Below are 19,732 nucleotides of genomic sequence, written 5' to 3' on the forward strand. Positions count from 1 at the left end.
GGAGCGGGAGCGATTTCTTCATCTCGCGCTACGCGCGAAAAGCGCTCCCTTTCGTTTGCTCGCCTCCGGCTCGCGAGAGTTCGTGAATTTCTTCACGAACTCTCAGTCGAACTTCTCCTCGTAGAGGGCGTCGAGCACGGCTCGGTAGTGCTCGGTCGTGACCTTGCGCTTCACCTTGAGCGAGGGCGTGAGCTCGCCGGTCTCCACCGTGAAGTCCCGGGGAGCGATCGCGAACTTCTTGATCGTCTCGTACGAGGGGAGCGTCGCGTTCAGCCGGGCGACGGCGGCCTCGACCTCCATCCGGATCTCCGGACGACGGGAGAGCTCCTCGTAGCTCGAGACCGTGATTCCCCTCGAAGCGAGGAGCTTGCGGCCGTACTCGTCCTGGACCGTAATCAGCGCGGTGAGGAACTTGCGCTTGTCGCCGTACACCATCGCCTGGCTGACGATGGGCTCGGTCTTGAGCGCGTTCTCGAGGTTCTGCGGCGGAACGTTCTTCCCGCCGGCGGTGACGATGATGTCCTTCTTGCGGTCGGTGATCCGGAGGTAGCCGTCCGCGTCGAGGGTGCCGATGTCGCCCGTGTGGAACCATCCGTCCGGATCGAGGACCTCGGCGGTGGCGTCAGGCCGATTGTAGTAGCCCTTCATCACACCGCCGCCGCGGACGAGGATCTCGCCGTCCCCCGCGATCCGGAACTCGGTGCCGGGCACTGCCGGACCGACCGTGCCGATCTTGTTGCGCCCCGGGACGTTCACGGCCGTCCCGGCCGCTGTCTCGGTGAGGCCCCAGCCCTCGAGAACCTGGAGGCCGAGCAGATCGAAGAACCAGGCGATCTTGGGCGAGAGCGGCGCGCCGCCCGAGACGAAGACCCGCATCCGGCCGCCGAGCCGCTCCTCCTTGAGCGTCTTCGCAACCTTCGAGAAAACGAGCTTCTTGGCGAGGGTCCAGCCCAGGCCGCCGTAGATCCGCCCCTCGCTCCTCGCCTCGGCATATTCGTCGAAGAGGGAGAGCGCCCAGCGGAAGAGCATGCCCTTCAGGCCGGGCGCGGCGGTTCCCGTCCCGACGACCGACGCGAAGACCTTCTCGAAGACGCGGGGAACCGCCGGAATGAGCGACGGCCGGATCTCCGCCGCGTTCTCGACCACCTTGTCCGGCGCTTCGGCGAAGCACATCTCGGCGCCGAGGTGCCACCACACGGCCTGGACCACCTGCGCGAAGGAGTGGGCCAGCGGGAGGAAGAACAGGATCGAGTCGCCCGGCCGGAAGATCGCGATCTGCGCCACCGAGGCCGCCTCGTAGCACCAGTTCCGGTGGGTCAGGACCACGCCCTTGGGGTTGCCCGTGGTGCCAGAGGTATAGAGGAGCGTCGCCGTCCGATCGGCCTCGATCGCGGCGCATCGCTGGTCGAAGGCGTCGGGCTCACGGCCGCCCGCCTCCTTGCCCATCCTCTCGAGCTCGGTCAGCGGAATCACCCAATCGGCGTCCGAAGGCGAGACCTCGCCATCCATGAGGATGGCCTTTCGGAGCTCGGGGAGGGCCGCGCGGCTGCCCCGGACCTTCGCGAGCTGCGTCTCGTTCTCGACGAAGACCAGGGAGGAGCCGCTGTCGCGCAGGATGTACTCCACCTCGGACGCGAGGAACGACTGGTAGATCGGCACCGCGACCGCCCGGGCCGCGAAAGCGCCCGCCGTCGACAAGGAGTGTTCGACCCGCGTCGAGGCCACGAGCGCGATGCGGTCGTCCGGCTGCACTCCCAGCGCGATCAGTCCGTCGGAGATCGTCCGGGTCCGCGCGACCAGCTCCTCCCAGGAGAGGCTCCGCCAGGCGCCCCCCTGCTTGAACCGGGTCGCGATCGCCTTCGGCTCGATGGCGGCGCGATCCAGGAGCATGCGGACGACGTTGACCGGGATCGGGAAGCTGCTTCCTGCCTGCTGGGACATCACGGCCTCGGCTCTCATGGCGTACCCCGATGAAAGGTGCGGCCCCGCCTCGCGCAACCAAGCGCCGGCGAGTGAATCGACTCCCTAGGCGATTTGCAAAGGAGGTCGATTCGTACCACGTGCAAAACTGACCCGGCAACGATTCGAGCCCCATCTGGTTGCCAAGACGCAATCCGTTGCCAAGTTGGGGCCTAGTTGAGCCAATGCCAACCGTGAGGGGCCTCCCGGCACCGCGCGGAAGGAAGCCCCCGGGGCGGACTGACCGACGTCCCGGGCTTTGCGGCGAGGGGCCCTTTGGCCCCTCGGTGACGAGAGCGAGACCCGCATGTCGGACGAATCCAAGAAGAACTCCCCAGTTGGACCCGGGATCCCTCCCGTGACGATCGAGGAGCTCCCGCAGGTGCTCCCGATCCTCCCCCTGCGGAACTCCGTCTTCTTCCCCGGTGGGGTGCTCCCTCTGGCAGTGGGGCGCCAGAAGACCATCGCGCTGATCAAGGACGCCGTCCGGGACGATCAGGTCATCGGCGTCGTCACCCAGCGTCGCGCCGAGGAGGAGGATCCCGGCGCCGCCGACCTCCACTCCGTGGGGACCGTGGCGCGGATCGTGAAGCTCCTGAAGATGGGCGAGGACAACTACTCACTCGTCGTCCAGGGGATCTCCCGCTTCCGCATCACCGAGCTCATCCAGGAGGCCCCCTACCTCAAGGCCCGCGTGGAGCCGGTGGAGGAGGCCAAGCCCGGCGAGGACGTCGAGGTCGAGGCCCTCGCCATCAACCTGAAGAAGCTCGCCCGCGAGGTGATCGAGCTGATGCCCGAGCTCCCGGCCGCCGCCGGCGAGCTGGTGGAGTCGATCACCCACCCCGGGCACCTGGCGGACCTCATCGCGGCCAACGTCGAGGTGTCCATCGAGGAGAAGCAGCAGGTCCTCGAGACCGTCGACCTCAAGGCCCGGATGAAGCTCGTCCTCGAGCTCCTCAACCGCAAGCGCGAGGTGCTCAAGCTCTCGAGCAAGATCGACAGCCAGGTCAAGGGCGAGATGTCCAAGACCCAGCGCGAGTACTACCTGCGCCAGCAGCTCAAGGCGATCAAGGAGGAGCTCGGCGATCTCACCGACGAGGAGGAGGAGGATCTCGACGAGCTGGCCGAGCGCCTCAAGAAGGCCGGCCTGCCCCCGGACGTGGAGAAGGTCGCCAACAAGGAGATGAGCCGGCTCAAGACCATCCCGGCGGCGAGCTCCGAGTACACGGTGGCCCGCACCTACCTCGAGTGGCTCGCCGACGTCCCCTGGTCGAAGAAGACCGAGGACAACCTCGACATCGAGAACGCGCGCCAGGTCCTCGACACCGATCACTACGGCATCGAGAAGGTGAAGAAGCGGATCCTCGAGTACCTCGCCGTCCGCAAGCTGAAGAACGACATGCGAGGGCCGATCCTCTGCCTCGTCGGCCCTCCCGGCGTAGGCAAGACCTCCCTCGGCCAGTCCATCGCACGCTCGATCGGTCGCAAGTTCGTCCGCCTCAGCCTCGGCGGCGTCCGCGACGAGGCGGAGATCCGCGGCCACCGGCGCACCTACGTCGGCGCCCTCCCCGGCCGGATCATCCAGTCCATGAAGAAGGCCGGCACCGTGAACCCGGTGATGATGCTCGACGAGATCGACAAGCTGGGCGCCGACTTCCGCGGCGATCCCAGCGCGGCCCTCCTCGAGGTCCTCGACCCCGAGCAGAACAACACCTTCAGCGACCACTACATCGACGTCCCGTACGACCTCTCGAAGATCCTCTTCATCGCCACGGCCAACCAGCTCGAGCCCATCCCGCCGCCTCTGCGCGACCGCATGGAGATCATCGAGCTGCCCGGCTACACCTTCGACGAGAAGGAGCACATCGCCCGCGGCCACCTGATTGGCAAGCAGCTCAAGGAGCACGGCATCTCCACCGAGATGCTCGAGATCACGGAGCGCGGCCTTGCGAAGACCATCGTGGGCTACACGCGGGAGGCTGGTGTCCGCAACCTGGAGCGGCGGATCGCCGACCTCTGCCGCGCCGTCGCGGTGGAGGTCGCCAGCGGGCGGACCGAGAAGCGCCTCATCGACGAGGAGGACGTCTCGGTCATCCTCGGCCCCGAGAAGTTCTACAACGAGGTCGCCGAGCGGACCGAGGTCTCCGGCGTCGCCACCGGCCTCGCCTGGACGCCCTCCGGCGGCGACATCCTCTTCATCGAGGCCACCAAGATGCCCGGCAAGGGGAGCCTCACGCTCACCGGCCAGCTCGGCGACGTGATGAAGGAGTCCGCCCAGGCCGCCCTCTCCTACGTGCGCGGCAAGAGCCGCTCCCTCGGCCTCGAGGCCAACTTCCTCGAGAAGATGGACCTCCACGTCCACTTCCCGGCCGGCGCGATCCCGAAGGACGGCCCCTCGGCCGGCGTGACCATCGTCACCGCCCTCGTCTCCCTGCTCACGGGGATCCAGGCCCGCGGCGACACCGCCATGACCGGCGAGATCACCCTGCGCGGCCAGGTGCTCCCCGTCGGCGGCATCAAGGAGAAGGTCCTCGCCGCCCACCGCGCCGGCATCAAGCGCGTGGTCCTGCCGGAGCGCAACCGCAAGGACGTGGTCGACGTCCCCGACCAGGCCCGCGAGGAGCTCGAGTTCCACTTCGTCGGCAGCCTCGACGAGGTCCTCAAGGCCACCCTCGACAGCTCGCCCTTCGGCGCTCCCGCCGCAGACGAGCTCCCTGGCGAGAAGCCCGGCGCTCCCGAAGCCCGGGCCTGACCGCCAACGGTCGCAAACAGGGGCTGCCCACATCACGGGCGGCCCCTTCGTGTACCCAGCCGCCGGGATCACGCCCGTGGCTCCTATGTCCCTCCGCGGCGCCGCCGCGACGTCCTCGAGGCACCGCGTGCTAGCGTGCCGCCATGGGCCCTCTCGCGCTTTCGATTCGAAGAGCACGGCAGGAGGACGCGCCGCTGCTCGCGGCAGCGGAGCGGGCGATCGCGCGCGTTCCGGGGCGGCTCGCGTCTAGGCCCGACGAAATCGACGACGACGCGTTTCGAAGGATGATCGTCGACCTCAACGAGCGCGGCCGCGGCACCTATCTCGTCGCCGAATGCGGGGGCGTGGTCGTCGGGCACGCGTTCTTGGAGCCACTCCCTCTCGCAGCGACATCGCACGTCGTCCGCCTGACGATCGCCGTTCACGAAGGCCATCAACGCCGCGGCGTCGGTCGAGCCCTGATGGACGAGCTCTCGAGCTGGGCCCGAGCGAATCCGCGCGTCGAGAAAATCGAGCTGCAGGTGCGCTCGGCGAACGATCGCGCGATCGCGCTCTATCGATCCCTCGGCTTCGTCGAAGAGGGCCGCAAGACCAGACGGCTGAAGCTCGGTCCGAACGAGTACCTCGACGATATCTACATGGCGCTCTGGGTCGGTCCGTAGAGCGTCGAGCGGATCAGCGGGCCGCTTTCTCGAGGCGCTGGAGGGCCGCGCGGATCTCGAGGTTGGAGGGCTCGGCCCACGCACCGCGCTTCCAGGCGGCAGCGGCGGCGTCGAGCTGTCCGCGCGCCTCGAAGCGCGTGCCCTCTTCCAGCCAGGCCTGGGCGAGGCTTCGGCGCACCGACCGGGTCGCGACCGACGAGATCCCGGGGGGCAGGATTCGGCGCTCTTCCTCGATGGCGACGGTCCACTGGGCGTGCGCTTCGGTGAGACGGCCCGCCAGGAAGGCGGTCTGCCCGTCCTTGAACTTTCCGCCGATGAGCGTGATGCCAGCGGCGAGGCTCTGGAGCGCGCGGTCGTCGGCTCGAGGTTCGATGCCGGCCTTTCGCAGCTTGCGGAGGGCGTCCAGGGCGGCGTCGACCTTTCCGTCGAGGACGAAGAGGCCGACGGCGGTCGCCACGCCAGGCTCGGGATACGCCTGCTCGAGGGCCTCGGCGGCGAGCGCGCGGACTTTCTGGCGTGCCTCCGCCCAGCCGCGGGCCTCGGCGTCCCTTCCGCGGCGGGACGAAGCCGCGGTTCCAGTGGTGCAGGACTCTTTCTGCGCTCGCCCTCCGTCGGCCACTCCCTCGGCGCAAGCGCCCGCCCCTGCCGCGTGCTCGATCGCCGCCTGCGCCCGGCGCCTCGCGATCCGGGCCTCGTCATGGAAGGGATCGAGATCGAGGAGGGCCTGGGCCTCTGCCGACGCCTCGGTCCAGGACTCCCGATCGAGGAAGGCGCGCAGGTGAACCTCGTGGCGGCGGCGGGTCGCGTCGCGCACCCGCCACTCGGACGCTACGGATGATCCGCTCCGCTCCGGCTGTACCGGCGGCGGCTCCGTTCGGCAGGCTGCGACGACGGCCGCGGCGGCGATCGCGAGGGCGATTCCGGCGACGGCCGTGGCAATCCGCGCGGCCGCGCGAGAGGCAAGGATTCGCACGATGGGCAAGCCGTTGGCAGATGCGTTCTCCGGCGCGCGCATGGCCTACTCCTCCCGGAAGAGGTCCGCTGTGACGGCCATCCCCCGCCGCGACAGATCCTCGCAGAACTTGGGAATGAAGCCCGAGGCGACGTGGCGGCCCACGACCCGCCCTTCCGCGTCGTAGCCCTGCTGGTCCCACGCGAAGATCTCCTGGAGGGTGACGATGTCGCCCTCCATGCCGGTGAGCTCGGTGATGCTGGTCACCCGTCGTGAACCATCCGAGCACCGCGTCTGCTGCACGATGAGGTCGACCGCGCTCGCGACTTGCTCCCGGATGGCCCTCACCGGCAGGTCCATCCCAGACATCAGGCACATCGTCTCCAGCCGGGAGAGGGCGTCCCTCGGCGTGTTCGCGTGGAGGGTGGTGAGCGAGCCGTCGTGCCCCGTGTTCATCGCCTGGAGCATGTCGAGCGCCTCTCCCGCGCGGCATTCGCCGACCACGATCCGATCCGGACGCATGCGGAGGCAGTTCTTCACGAGCTCGCGAATGGTGATCGCGCCCTTCCCTTCCAGGTTGGGCGGGCGCGACTCGAGCTGCACCCAGTGGGCCTGACGGATCTGCAGCTCCGCCGCGTCCTCGACGGTGACGATCCGCTCGCCCTCGGGGATGAACGACGTCAGCACGTTGAGGAGCGTGGTCTTTCCGGATCCCGTGCCGCCGGAGATCACGATGTTCTTCTTGGCGAGGACCGCGATCTCGAGGAGGCGAGCCATCCTCTCGGTCATGGAGCCGAAGCGGACCAGGTCGGGCGCGGTGAGCTTCTCGCGCTTGAACTTCCGGATGGTGATGCACGGCCCCTTGAGGGCAAGCGGGGGGATCACCGCGTGGACCCGGGAGCCGTCCTTGAGCCGCGCGTCCACCAGGGGGGACGACTCGTCGATGCGCCTGCCGATCGGCGCGACGATCCGCTCGATCACGGCGAGGACCGCCCGGTTGGAGGAGAAGGTCTTCTCGCAAGGGACGATCCGGCCGTGCTTCTCCACGAAGATCTGGTCGGCGTGGTTGACCATCACCTCGCTGATCTCGTCGTCGGCGAGGAGCTCCTCGAGGGGCCCGAGGCCGAGCACTTCGTCGATCACGTCGGCGAGGAGCTGCCGGCGATCGCCGATCGACTCGAGCCTCCCCTGGGCGCCGAGGTCGGCGAGGATTCCCTCGAGTGCCTTCTCGCTTCGGGCGCGGAGCTGATCGTCGCCGAGCTTGTCGAGGTCGAGGCGCCGCAGGTCTAGCGCCTCGATGAGCCGGTCGTGGAGCTCCTTGCGAAGCGCCGCTCGATCCTCTCCGCGGTTCGCGGGTGCCGCTGGTCGACGCCCGTCTGTCTGGCCGGGAGCCCGCTCCAAGGCCGGCGAAGGCGGATCGCCCCCCGCTCGCCCCGACTTCTGCGACGCCGGAGAGGGCGCGGCCGTCCTTGTTTCGCCCGCCTCCTTCGCGCCGGGAACATCGGTGTCGCGCCCGAGCGACAGCCGGTACGTGCCGATCCCGAGCTCATCGCCGACGCCGAGCTCTCGTGGCCCGGCGAGGCGGCTGCCGTTCAGGAAGGTGCCGTTCGTGGACCCCAGATCCTCGACCTCCCAAGCGCTTCCGCGGGCCCGGAGCCGGGCGTGGCGCTTCGAGACGTCGCTGCCAGCGAGCACCAGGCCGCAGCCCTCCCCCCTGCCGATGGTCAGCGAGCTCCCGGCGAGCTCCAGTCGCCGCGTACCGCCACCTGCATCCGTGATCTTCAGCGTGTCGGCCATCGTCGTCTCCTAGTCGAGGAGCTGGAGCTTCACGTCGCTCTCGGCCTTGCGGTAGCTGTCCTGGCCGTCCTCGATCATCCGCTGGACCTGCTGGCTGGCGGGGTTCACCACCGTCGGCGTGACGAAGATCACGAGCTCGCGCTCGACGTCGTCGATGGTCCGCTGCTTGAACAGCTCGCCGATGATCGGAACGCTCCCCAGCCCCGGGACCTTCGAGACCACCTTCTGCTGATCGCGGCTGAACACGCCCGAGAGCACGATGGTCTCGCCGTTGCGCACCGTGACGTTGGTCTTCACCGATCGGCTGCGAAAGCCCGGGACGGCGACGGTTCCGCCGACGGAGACGGCGACCGAGCGATCGATCTCGGAGACCTCCGCCTCGATCTCGGTCCGGACGTTCCCGAAGCGATCGGCCGTGGGACGGATGCGCAGGATGATCCCGTACTTGTGGTAGACGACCGTCGCGCTGCTCTGGGTGATGAGCGGGACCGGCACCTCGCCGCCCGCCAGGAACTCGGCCTGATCGCCCGACGCGCAGACCAGCGTGGGCCGGGCCAGCAGCCGGCCGTCGCCCTGATCGAGCGCGAGGCGCAGCGAGCCCTGCGCGTTCGCCACGAGGCTGGTCGCGAGGGTCCCGGTCGCGTCGGTGAGGCCCGGGAGCCCCGAGGTGCCCACGGCCGCTACGTCGACCTCGGCGCTCACGTCGGTCGGAAGCCGCAGGCCGAAGTTGAGGAGCTGGCTGCTGCGGACCTCGACGAACTGGACCTCCGAGAGGACCATCCGCTTCACACCCACCGTGAGCATGTTCTCGACCTTCTCGCCGTAGGCCTTCGCGATGAGCTCGGCCTTCCGAAGGTCCGGCTCCGACTCGACGGATCCCTCTAGGAAGATCGTGGAGCCCACCACCTGGGCGGAGGCGCCGCGGAGTCCGTGCTGGACGAAGGCGTCGTTGAGCCGGCCCGCGACCTGGCGCCGCGCCTCCGGCGAGAGCTTCACGAAGGAGCGGGCCGTCGGGTAGACCGCCACCACCTCCTCGGCCCGGCGAAAGTCGTCCGCCGTGAGGGCCTCGCCGTCGAGGAGCACGCGATCGCCGACGGCGTGGACGACGATCCCTTCCACGTCCCCGAGGAGACGGCGGACCTCGTCGGCTGTCTCGTCGACCGAAACGCTCCGGACCACGATGTTGTAGCTGTCGCGGGTACCGTTCGAGCGCCAGACGAGGAGCGTGGTCCTCCCGACCTGGCCGCCGAGGATCAGCATCTGGCTCGAGCCCAGGGGCTTCACGTCGGCCACGTTGGGGTCGCCGACGGCGATCCGGCTGACGCCTCCCGGCACGGAGAGGACCTTCTGCGTGCCGACGCCGAGGTGGAGGGTCTGCTCGGCTGCGAGCGCTCCGGCCGCAGGAGCGAGGAGGCAGAGCACGAGGGCGATGCGGGCCAGAGGAGAGCTCACCACCCGCCTCCGACGAAGAGCGAGGCCACCGTCCCCGCGACGATCGCGACTCCGTAGGGGAGCCACGCTGTCCGCTCGCCCAGCTCAGCGCCGCCTCGGCGAATGCGCAGCGCCCGGAGGAGCAGGAACCAGACGTTGCGGATGGTCTCACCCAGCGTGCCCGCCTGAATCACCACGGCGAAGGCCAGGAGACCGCCGGCGATCGCCGTGAGGAGGAGCGCGCCGAGGATCCGCTCCCAGCCCAGGATGGCGCCGACCGCGCCGGCGAGCTTGACGTCCCCCATCCCCATTCCGCCCGTCCACGCCGGGAGCAGGAAGGCGGCGAGGCCGACCGCGGCGCCGACGAGGCCGCTCGCGAGACCCAGCGGCGAGTCCCATCCGGCGAGGAGGAGACGCGCCGCCAGAGCGAGCCCGATCGTCGGCAGGGTCACGACGTCGAGGATCTTCCGCGAGCGCAGGTCGGTCGCGAGAGAGACCGAGAGGCAGAACGCGAGGAGAGCGTAGAGGATCGAGGGGGCTGCGCCGGGGGCCATGTTCGACTCCGAGCTACCGTGATTGATCTCGATTGATCACGGTGAGCAGGAAGCGGGCCAGGCGTGCAAAGCCTCGAAATTACGGGGTATCGTCCTTTGCCAAGGAGGCGGGGCCGGCGGAGCTGCGGGCCCCTGGCCCGAGCCGCGGGCCGCCTGGAGGCGGCCTCATCGGGCGCGCAGGCGCTACTGGAGGACCTTGAACGCGCCGTCTGCGGGCGTCACCGCCTCGGGAAAGAAGCCCAACACCGTGTCCGCGCCGCTGTAGGCGACGAAGATCTTCCAGGTGGGGCTGGCGCCGTCGCTGAGCATGAACGGCGTCATCGCTGCCGCAATCAGCCGATTTGGAATCGGCGCGGCACGGAAGAAGGCGAAGCCACTCGAGGTCGACCAGGCGAAGATCGTCCCCCTCGCGACCGAGCCCGGGGGCGGCGGCGTGAACGCGAAGAGCAGATCGCTCGCAGCGAAGGCGCTCGAGGTCTGGGCGTCGGATGCCCGCCCAACGAAGCCGGTCACGGAGCCCGTGAGGGTCCAGGGGAGCGCCTTGGGCGGCAGGATGTCCAGGCGAAGCCCTGCCGCCGCGCACCCGTCCGGATTGACGAGCCCCGCGGGGTGGAGATCAACCACGAGGGAACGGCCGTCCGGCGCGACCCCGGTGATGGGGAAACCGTCGCAGACCAGCGTGCCGGTGATCCGGGGAACCAGGCGATCCGCGAGGAGGGGATCGCTGGAGGCGACGAGCGGAATCGGAGAGAGGAAGGTCACGGCCGAGCCCACGGGAAGCGCGAACGTGCCGGTGACGAGGTCCTCGATGCTGCCGACGTCGTCGAATCCCGGGAGCGGGTTCTCGAAGGCCCCCTCCCAGGTCTCGTTCAGCGGCCGCGCGCCCGGGGGCAGCGTCACGCTGGGGACCGCGGCCGCCCCGGTGCCGCGACGGGAGCCGGCCCGAAGGGTCGGAGTGGTGATGGCGGGGCCCTTCTGCACCGAGCTCAGCAGGAAGACGGGATCCGGCGCGGCTCGGGCCCCGGTGCCCTCGAGGAAGGTGCCGAGACCGCCGGCGAGGTAGGTGATCTCCCCATCGGTGGAGTTGAAGAGCGTGAGCTCCGGCAGGCCGATGGCTGCCACGTGGTTCCCATCGGCGTTGAGCGTGGCGGCGTTGAAAGCGTTCACCACGGTGAAGGTCCCGTTGATCGCGATCACGCCGAGCTGCGCTCCAGGGAGCTGGAAGGCCGCGGGGCCCCCCGTCGTCGCGTCGACCGCGAGGGTGCCGGGCTGGCCCGGAACGCCGCCGAGGTCCACCACGGCGACGTTGGGGCAGAGCATCGTCCCGGCGCAGAAGGAGGGCTCGAGCACCACGAAGAGCCGCCCCGAGCGCTGGGCGCAGGGATCGGCCACGAGGGCCGCTTCGAGCGCCGGCGTCAGCGCGGGCGAGGGAGCGAACGCCACGGCCCGCGCGGCGGCGACGCGCTCCTCGATGGAGCCGTCGGGGAGCGTCACCGGCACGCGCAGCTCGATGCGCTCGGCCTCGCTCACCGGGTCCAGCGAGATCGCGCCGTCCGCGGCGATCCGCGCCTTGGTGAGCCAGACGCCGGGGACGTGGTCCGGCGAGAGGTTCGCGTCGGCGATCGCCACGGTGCGGCAATCGAGATCCACGCCCGGAATGGGCGCCTGGGTCCCCGGCGGATCGAGGGCGATGCCCGCGGGAAAGATCCCTGGGAGGTCGATGGTCGTGGCGATGGACGGCAACGGCTCGGTGCTCGTGCTCGTCACTAGGTGTGGAGGACGAATCGCGACGAGGCTCCCGCCGTCCCCGTCCGGCGAGAGGCCGGCGAGGAGGAAGTGGTCGGCGAGGGCGCCGCCCTCCGCGAAGCCGAAGGCGCCGGTGAAGGCGACGCCGGCAGTGGGAACGGTGTCGACGGCGATCGTGATCGGGAAGCCGTCGGGGCCGTCCACGCTCCGGGGCCCGAAGGCCCCGGGGGGGACCTCCGTGTCGACGAAGCCGACCTCGGCGGCCGAGCCGGAGACCACGAAGACGAAGCGCCGCGCGGCCTCGACCTCGATCGGCGTGTTCACCGTGGGGATGGAGAGCGGAAAGAGCGCCGCCGGCCCGACCAGGAACTCGCTCGTGCCCACGTCGACGACCTTGAGGTCGTTGCTGCCCTGGTTGGCGATGAAGAGGCGACCGCTGGGCTCGTGGGCCGCCAGCGACACGGGAGTGTCGAGGTTGCCGAAGGAGGCGATGATGGTCTCGCCGCAGCCTGCGGCGGCGACGATGGCGAGGGTCGCGAGGATGCGGCGCATCAGAACGCCCCTTCCTGGACGCGGCCCAGGCGCGCGACCACGCGGGCGCTCTCCGGGCGGAAGAGCTCGAGGAGATCCACTACCCCGATCGTCCCCTGGGAGAACGACGGCGTGTAGATCCGCACCCCCGCCCCGTTCGGCCGGACGGCGAGCTCGGAGGGCGTTCCGCCCAGGCCGGTGACGAAGCCTGCGAGGACGCCGACGCGCATGTCGAAGAAGGCAATCCCGTCCGTGGTCGTAACGGCGACCAGGTCGCTGGGGCTGCCGTCCGGGAGCGTCCGCGGGATGGTGACGACGGAGTTGGGTCCGATCGGCGACGGGATCTGGTCCGCGGTGGCGAAGCGGGGGGTCTCGCCGGTCGCAGGCGGGAGCTCGGGGCACGCGGCGCCGGGCGGCACCACGGTCCCCTCGGGGAGGATGCAGCCATCGGTTGGGAGCGAGGGGATCCGGGTCACGTCGATCACGGCCAGCGCCGCTGGGAAGTGGGTGGCGAGGAAGACGTCGGCGGCGTCGGAGGAGACGGCGATTCCGCGGGAATCGGCGCCGTTCTCCTGAGGCGCGAGGTTGCGGGAGAAGAGCGGCCCGAGGATCGGAACACCCGCCTGGAAGTCGAAGAGGAAGACCTGCTGGTTGCCCGCGTCCATCGAGCGTCCCGACGCATAGAGCGTGCAGATCGGTGCGCCGTCGGCGCCCGGGCGACAGCCTCCCGCTGCGAGCCCCCCGATGGCGGTGTTGCCCACGTCGATCGTCTGGAGAGCGCCTCCGCCGAGGGACCAGAAATGGGCGTCGGCCTTGGCGGTGCCGATGACGCCTCCGGTGGGCGAGATCCGCGTCGTCGAGAAGTGCCCGACGTAGAGGTTTCCGAGGGAGACGACGATGCTGTAGGGGTCCGGCCTGGGGAAGGAGGCGCCTCCTGTGACGCAGAGGGTGCCCCCGAAGGAACAGGCGAGCCGGCTCGCGTCGAGGTCCGCGGCGACCACCGAGTTGCTGCCCCGGACCGGGACGAAGGCGCGCTGGAGGCCGGGCGCGAGCTGGGCCACCGCGACCTGGCCGCCGTAGTCGCCGATCTCGACGGCGCCCACGAAGGCGCTCGTGATGTCGGGGACGTTCACCGGGGCGCAGCTCGGATTCGCAGCCGGGCAGGCGGGATTCGGGGGCGCCTCCTCGATCAGCCGATCGAGGGTCGCGAGGTCGAAGGCGTGGAGCACGCCCGAGCGGAAGCGGAGGTCGAAGTTGCTGGAGACCACCAGCAGCCGGGTCGGGACGGTCGGATCCTCGGGCGTAATCGCGATCCCGGTCGGGAACTGGAGCGACCCGAGGGGCGGCGGCGCCCCGTCCTCCGATCGGGCGCAGCCGGCGAAGAGCAGCGCCAGGGCGACGGGGAGGACGGGAAAGGAAGAGGTGGGGCTCACGCAGCTCGCTCGCAAAGGGCGCGAAGATAGGTCTCCGCTTCGAAAGGGGTCAAGGACAACCGGCCCCCGGCGCCGGGCGAAGCCGTGCCGCCCGGCCCTGGTTCCGCCCGAGCGTGTGAAGAAATCGGCTCCGCTTGAAGCGGACCCGATTTCTTCAGCCGCGCTCCGCGCGGAGACGCTCCTCTTTTCGTCCGCTCCGCCTTCGGCGCCGGTGAGGTCGTGAATACCTTCACGACCTCACCGGGCGGCCTTCTTGAGATCCATCCGACCGAAGTCGGCGATCCGGCCGAAGAGCTCGCGCAGCTCGCCGAGCAGGCGCAGGCGATTGCCGCGCGCGCGCGGGTCCTCGGCCATCACCATGACCTCGAGGAAGAAGGTATCGAGGGGTTCGCGGAGCGCGGTCAGCTCGCGAAGCCCGCCAAGGTAGTCGCCAGAGGCCAGGCGCGCCTCGACGGCGTCCCGCACGGAGACGAAACGCTCGTAGAGAGCGCCCTCGGCGGGCTTCTCGAAGAGCGTCGCGTCGACAGCGGCGGCAGCGGCAGCGGCCCCCGCCTTCTCGACGATGTTGGTGCGCGAGAAGCCCTCGGCGAGGGCGCGGAAGCGCTCGTCGGCGAGCATCGCCGCCACCGCCGCCACCCGATCGCGCGCCGCGACGACGTCGTCGAAGCCCACTGCCAGCACCGCCTCCACCACCTCCGCCGGATGGGACTCCGACCAGAGGTTCTTGAGGCGCGCGCGGAAGAAGTCGAGGACCTGGCCCCTGACCTCGCCGGCCGGGAGCGTGAGCCGCCCCTCGAGCTGCGAGAGGGCCTGATCGACGAGCGCGGCAAGCGAGAAACGGAAGCCGGCGTGGAGCACCACGTGGACGATCCCGAGGCACGCCCGGCGGAGGGCGAAGGGATCTGCCGCGCCAGTGGGCGGCTTGCCGATGCCGAAGATGCCCGCGATCGTGTCGATGCGATCCGCGATCCCGACCACCGCGCCGACCTCGCTGCTCGGCAGCACGTCGCCGGCGCCCCTGGGCAGGTAGTGCTCGAAGATCGCGCGAGCGACCTCCTCCGGCTCGCCGGACGCGAGGGCGTACTCCCGCCCCATCGCCCCCTGCAGCTCGGGGAACTCGCCGACCATCCCGGTGACCAGGTCCGCCTTCGCGAGGGTTGCCGCGCGCTCGACGTGCTCGCGCTTCGCGGCGTCGAGGCCGAGGGCCTCGGCGAGCCACCGCGCGTCGGCCCGGAAGCGCTCGACCTTGTCGAGGATGCTGCCCAGCTTGTGCTGGAAGGTGACCTTGCCGAGGCGCTCCACGCGGTCGACGAGCGGGACCTTCCGGTCCTCGTCGAAGAAGAAACGGCCGTCGGAGAGGCGCGCGTTGAGCACCCTCTCGAAGCCTCGGCGGGCGAGAGCCGGATCCTTCACCGGCGTGTTCGCGATGGCCACGAAGGCCGGGAGGAGCGCCGTAGCGTCGGAGTTGGTCACCGAGAAATACTTCTGGTGCCCCTTCATCTCCGAGACGAGCACCTCTCGCGGCAGCTCGAGATACGCCGGGTCGAAGCCGCCCACGATGTGCGAGGGCCGCTCCACCAGCCAGGTGACGTGCTCGACGAGCTCCTCGTCCGCCAGCAGCGCGCCACCCGCCTCCGCAGCACCCGCGGTAGCAGCCTTTCTCACAGCCTCGCGACGCTCCACCGGATCGACGATGACCTCGGCAGCGCGAAGGGCCTCGACGTAGCGGGCCGGAGACCCGATCTCGATGGGCCCGCTGGAGAGGAAGCGGTGGCCGAAAGTGACGCCGCCGGAGTCCACCTCGGCGAAGCGCAAGGGGACCACGTCGTCGCCGAAGCGGGTGAGGATCCAGTGGAGGGGCCGCGCGTAGGCGTCCTGGACGTCCCCCCACCTCATGGTCTTGCGCCAGGAGATCCCACGAACGGCCTCGAGGAGCACGCCGGGGAGCACCTCGAGGGCCGGCAGGCCCCGCTCCTCCACGCGCGCGCAGAGGTATTCGCCCTTGGGAGTGGCGCGCCGCTCCAGCTTCGCGACGTCGACGCCGGTCTTCTGGGCGAAAGAGAGCGCCGCCTTCGTGGGGTTCCCGTCCGCGTCGTAGGCGGCCTTCACCGGAGGCCCCAGCTCGTCGCGGGAGACGTCCTCCTGGCCCTCCGCCACGTCGCGGATCCACACGGCCAACCGCCGCGGGGTGCCGAAGGTGCGGGCCGTGCCGTGGCCGAGGCGGGCCTTCGCCAGGCCCTCCACGATCAGCCGCTCCAGATCCTGGAGGCAGCTCGGGAAAAACGCGGCCGGGATCTCTTCCGTGCCGATCTCGAGGAGCAGGTCGCCGGCCATCTCAGCGATCCTCCGACTTTGCCCAGGCAGACTGCAGCAGGGGGAAGCCGAGCCGCTCACGCATGGCGAGGTAGCCCTCCGCGCAGGCGCGGGAGAGGTTGCGCACGCGGAGGATGTAGCCCTGGCGCTCGGTGACGCTGATCGCGCCGCCCGCGTCCAGGTTGTTGAAGGCGTGCGAGCACTTGAGGGCGTAGTCGTACGCCGGGAGCGGGAGCTCCTTCTCGAGGAGCCTCTTGCACTCCGCCTCGTAGGTCTCGAAGAGGCCGAAGAGCATCGGGTGATCGGAGGCCTGGAACGAGTAGGTGGACATCTCCACCTCGTTGGCCCGGAAGACCTCGCCGTAGGAGATCCCGCCGCCGAAATCGATGTCGAAGACGTTCGATTTGTTCTGCAGGTACATGCAGATCCGCTCGAGGCCGTAGGTGAGCTCCACGCTCACCGGCCGGAGCTCGATCCCGCCCGCCTGCTGGAAGTAGGTGAACTGGGTGATCTCCATCCCGTCGCACCAGACCTCCCAGCCGAGGCCCCATGCGCCGAGGGTGGGCGACTCCCAGTCGTCGTGGACGAAACGGATGTCGTGCTCGAGGGGATCGATCCCGATCGCGCGGAGCGAGCCCAGGTAGAGCTCCTGCACGTTCTTGGGAGACGGCTTGAGGAGCACCTGGAACTGGTGGTGCTGGTAGAGGCGGTTCGGGTTCTCGCCGTATCGGCCGTCCGCCGGCCTGCGCGAGGGCTGCACGTAGGCGACCTTCCACGGCTCGGGCCCCAAGGCGCGCAGGAAGGTCTGGGGATTGAACGTGCCGGCGCCGACCTCGGAGTCGTAGGCCTGCCCGAGGATGCAGCCGCGGCTCGCCCAGTACCGCTGCAGCGTGAGGATGAGATCCTGGAAGGTCAGCATGGTAGCGGCGCACGCTAGTCGCCGGCCTCGAGGGCGTCAAGAACGGACGCCGGGGCGCGAAACGCCCCGGCGCGACCGATCCCAAGCGCCCGAAAAAAGAATCGGCCCCGCGGGGGCGGGGCCGATCCATCGGGCTCGCGCCGTAGGCGTGAGCGCTACCGTGGGCCTCTTACTGCGGGTCGCCGGTGCACTCACCGGGGCAGCAGCCGCAGTCGAGGATGCCGCCGCAGCCGTCTCCGGTCAGGCCGCAGCTGAGGCCCTGCTGGGCGCAGGTACGGGGGGTGCAGGCAGGAGCGCCGCAGATCCCCGCTCCACCGCCGCCGCAGATCTGGCCGGCGGGGCAGCTTCCGCACTGCAGGATCCCGCCGCAGCCGTCGCCCACCGGGCCGCACTGCACGCCGGCCTGCTCGCAGGTGCGAGGAGCGCAGGCCTGTCCGCAGTGGCCGCGCACGCCGCCGGCGCCGCAGACCAGGGGCGCCTCGCAGGTCCCGCAGCTCAGCACCCCGCCGCAGCCGTCACCGGCCGCGCCGCACTCGAAGCCCATCTCGTTGCAGGTCCGCGGCACGCAGGTCGGCACCGGGGGTCCTCGCTCTGGATGCACGAGGCGAGGTCGAGGAGCATGAAGAGGAGGACCTTCTCCTGGGCGGTGAGGCCGCCGCTGCCGCACTCCCGCGGGAACGTCTGTCCATTGAAGCTGCCGTTCGCCACGTGGAAGTCGCTGAAGACCACGCGCCCGCACTGCTGCGCAGGCGGGAGCGCCATCGGCGTGTTGAAGGTCATGTGCTGGACGTGGTCGCTGTTGTTGGGGAGCCAGATCCAGCGCTGGGCGGAGGCCACCGTCGAGATGCTCTGGCGAGCCTCGGTGATCGAGATCTCCGTGTTCCCACCGGCGTTGGTGCCCGCGCCCACGAGCCGGAGCCACTCTGCGAAATCCCGCCCCTTCTGGAACGAGGTGTCAATCCGCCCGGTGGCCGTAGTGAAGCCGTTGTTGATCCCCGTCCAGTTGGCGCTCGAGCTGAACGGCTGCTCGTAGCGCAGCCAGTCCCGGCTGAAGTGCGTGGCGAAGACGCGGCCGCCCGCGTTCGTGTAGTCGACCAGCCGGGCGACGTCGGCCGCGTCGCGGGTCGTCTCGCCGCCCTGGCAGGCCAGGAGCACCGCGTCGTAGCCCATGAGCGTGTTCACGCTCGCGACGAGCTGGGCCTCGCCCGGCGTGCTGCTCGAGATCTGCGCGCCGGCCTTCCTCTTCCCCTTGTAGAAGTGGATCCGCCCGGTCCCGTTCGGATTGGTGAACTCGCGGTCGTCGACGCCCATCTTCCGGATCACGCACTCGAGGGCGTCCACGTCGCCGGTGGAGACCGCGATCATCGGGATGTTGTCGTAGTTGTTGGCCTCGTGGTGCCTCTTCGCGAGGCGCGTCTGCTCGGCCGTCAGCCGGTTCTCCTGGCAGCCCTGGATGTCGATGTCCACCTTGCGGCGCCACCGGCCGATCTGGATCACGAGGGGCTGCGTACCGGAGGGGACGTCGGTGAGGACGAACTTTCCGTCCGGGCCCGTCACCGCGTGGGCCACCGCCCGCGGCGGGACCTGGGTGTCGCAGCGGTCACAGGTCGCGGCGGTCGGGAACGCCGGGATGTCGCCGAGGCTGCTGGGGATGTAGACGAGGGCGCCGTAGACGGGATCGCCGTTGGCGCCGGCGGGCGTGTAGACCGTCCCCGTGACGGTGGTCAGGTCGCCGCCAGGGCACGCCTCGCCGTGATGGCCGCCTCCCCCTTCGCCGCAGCGGTTGGCGCCGCCGCCGCCGCAGATCTTGCCGGCGCCGCAGGCCATCGGGCCGCAGTCGATGACGGTTCCGCAGTTGTCCACGGCCATGCCGCAGTCGTAGCCGAGCTGCGCGCAGGTCTTCGGCTCGCAGGCGGGGACGCTCCCACACTTTCCGTGAACGCCGGTGCCGCCGCAGGTGGCCGGGGCCGTGCAGCTCCCGCACTCGATCAGGTTTCCGCAGCCGTCGGAGGCGGCGCCGCACTCGATCCCCGCCTGGGCGCAGGCCTGGTCCCGGGTCTTGCACTCGACGCCGAGATCGCCGCCGTCCTTTGCCTCGATGCAGAGGTTGCGCTTACCGTCGCCGCAGATCTGGCCCTCGCCGCAGCTGCCGCAGTCGATCGGCTTGTTGCAACCGTCGAGCTGCTGGCCGCAGGCCCTGTGGCCGTCGAGCGCGAGATCCTCGCAGCTCTTGGGCTGGCACGCGCCGCAGCGGTTCTGCGCCGCGAACCCGCACGTCTGCCCGTCCGCACACTGGCCGCAGATCAGGATCGCACCGCAGCCGTCGGCGATCCATCCGCACTCGGCCCCTTCCGACTCGCACGTCTTGGGCTTGCAGGGCCCGCCGCCCCCGCCGGTGCCGCCGCCGGTGTCACCGCCGCCGGAGCCACCGGTCCCCGGCTTCCCGGGTCCATCCGGGTCCGAACCGGAGCCTCCACCGCAACCGAACGAGGCGATGGCGACAACGCACGACGCCAAAAAAATGGGGAAAAAGCTCGAGGGAGCACGCATGACGAACCTCGGGTCGATACCGACAGTCACCCCCGATTATCACGGCACCCTCGAGGCTTCTAGTTTTTAGATAATTGTAGTTACAGGTGCGCTCACGGCCTACGCCGGCGATGGCCCCGTCGCCCCCATGAAC

The 19,732-nt window shown here is 70.0% G+C and carries 13 protein-coding genes; 2 read left to right on the forward strand and 11 right to left on the reverse strand.

Features of this window, described 5'->3' with window-relative positions; all coding sequences use genetic code 11:
* Window positions 1–102: 102 nt before the first annotated feature.
* Window positions 103–1,941, reverse strand: a complete 1,839-nt coding sequence (locus tag AKJ08_RS09325; RefSeq protein ID WP_240475281.1) for an AMP-dependent synthetase/ligase — start codon at window positions 1,939–1,941, stop codon at window positions 103–105.
* A gap of 325 nt (window positions 1,942–2,266) precedes the next feature.
* Between AKJ08_RS09325 and lon the strand changes: the two genes are divergently transcribed.
* Entirely contained in the window at window positions 2,267–4,711 is a 2,445-nt protein-coding gene (gene lon / locus AKJ08_RS09330; protein WP_050725821.1) for an endopeptidase La, read from the forward strand.
* Window positions 4,712–4,854: 143 nt separating this feature from the next.
* Window positions 4,855–5,373 carry a GNAT family N-acetyltransferase gene (locus tag AKJ08_RS09335; protein ID WP_050725822.1) on the forward strand — a complete coding sequence of 173 codons (519 nt, stop codon included), beginning with the start codon at window positions 4,855–4,857 and terminating at the stop codon, window positions 5,371–5,373.
* Window positions 5,374–5,386: 13 nt separating this feature from the next.
* Here the strand turns inward: AKJ08_RS09335 and AKJ08_RS09340 are convergent, their stop codons facing one another.
* The 10 genes from AKJ08_RS09340 to AKJ08_RS09385 all read right to left on the reverse strand — a co-directional run bounded on the left by AKJ08_RS09340 (window position 5,387) and on the right by AKJ08_RS09385 (window position 19,599).
* Entirely contained in the window at window positions 5,387–6,388 is a 1,002-nt protein-coding gene (locus tag AKJ08_RS09340) for a hypothetical protein (RefSeq protein WP_050725823.1), read from the reverse strand.
* Between the two features lie 3 nt (window positions 6,389–6,391).
* Window positions 6,392–8,122, reverse strand: coding sequence for a TadA family conjugal transfer-associated ATPase (locus tag AKJ08_RS09345; protein WP_050725824.1), 1,731 nt, complete (start codon window positions 8,120–8,122; stop codon window positions 6,392–6,394).
* A 9-nt stretch (window positions 8,123–8,131) separates the two neighbouring features.
* Window positions 8,132–9,574 carry a type II and III secretion system protein family protein gene (locus AKJ08_RS09350; protein WP_240475282.1) on the reverse strand — a complete coding sequence of 481 codons (1,443 nt, stop codon included), beginning with the start codon at window positions 9,572–9,574 and terminating at the stop codon, window positions 8,132–8,134.
* Window positions 9,571–10,107: an A24 family peptidase gene (locus tag AKJ08_RS09355; RefSeq protein WP_050725826.1), complete on the reverse strand. Its 537-nt coding sequence runs from the start codon at window positions 10,105–10,107 to the stop codon at window positions 9,571–9,573. Before AKJ08_RS09355 ends, AKJ08_RS09350 begins: the two co-directional genes overlap by 4 nt.
* A 183-nt stretch (window positions 10,108–10,290) precedes the next feature.
* Window positions 10,291–12,405, reverse strand: coding sequence for a hypothetical protein (locus AKJ08_RS09360; RefSeq protein ID WP_050725827.1), 2,115 nt, complete (start codon window positions 12,403–12,405; stop codon window positions 10,291–10,293).
* Window positions 12,405–13,817 (reverse strand): hypothetical protein, encoded by a 1,413-nt coding sequence (locus tag AKJ08_RS09365; protein WP_157370589.1) that lies wholly within the window; start codon window positions 13,815–13,817, stop codon window positions 12,405–12,407. The genes AKJ08_RS09360 and AKJ08_RS09365 overlap by 1 nt, the downstream gene beginning before the upstream one ends.
* Before the next feature lie 237 nt (window positions 13,818–14,054).
* Window positions 14,055–16,151, reverse strand: coding sequence for a glycine--tRNA ligase subunit beta (gene glyS / locus AKJ08_RS09370; protein ID WP_050725829.1), 2,097 nt, complete (start codon window positions 16,149–16,151; stop codon window positions 14,055–14,057).
* 1 nt (window position 16,152) lies between these two features.
* Window positions 16,153–17,046 (reverse strand): glycine--tRNA ligase subunit alpha, encoded by an 894-nt coding sequence (glyQ, locus tag AKJ08_RS09375; RefSeq protein ID WP_082343402.1) that lies wholly within the window; start codon window positions 17,044–17,046, stop codon window positions 16,153–16,155.
* A gap of 172 nt (window positions 17,047–17,218) precedes the next feature.
* Window positions 17,219–17,593 (reverse strand): hypothetical protein, encoded by a 375-nt coding sequence (locus AKJ08_RS09380; protein ID WP_050725831.1) that lies wholly within the window; start codon window positions 17,591–17,593, stop codon window positions 17,219–17,221.
* Complete coding sequence (locus AKJ08_RS09385; RefSeq protein ID WP_157370591.1) at window positions 17,545–19,599, reverse strand: carboxypeptidase-like regulatory domain-containing protein; 2,055 nt, start codon at window positions 19,597–19,599, stop codon at window positions 17,545–17,547. The genes AKJ08_RS09380 and AKJ08_RS09385 overlap by 49 nt, the downstream gene beginning before the upstream one ends.
* Between the last annotated feature and the right edge of the window lie 133 nt (window positions 19,600–19,732).

The sequence above is a fragment of the Vulgatibacter incomptus genome, from assembly GCF_001263175.1.
Lineage (GTDB): Bacteria > Myxococcota > Myxococcia > Myxococcales > Vulgatibacteraceae > Vulgatibacter > Vulgatibacter incomptus.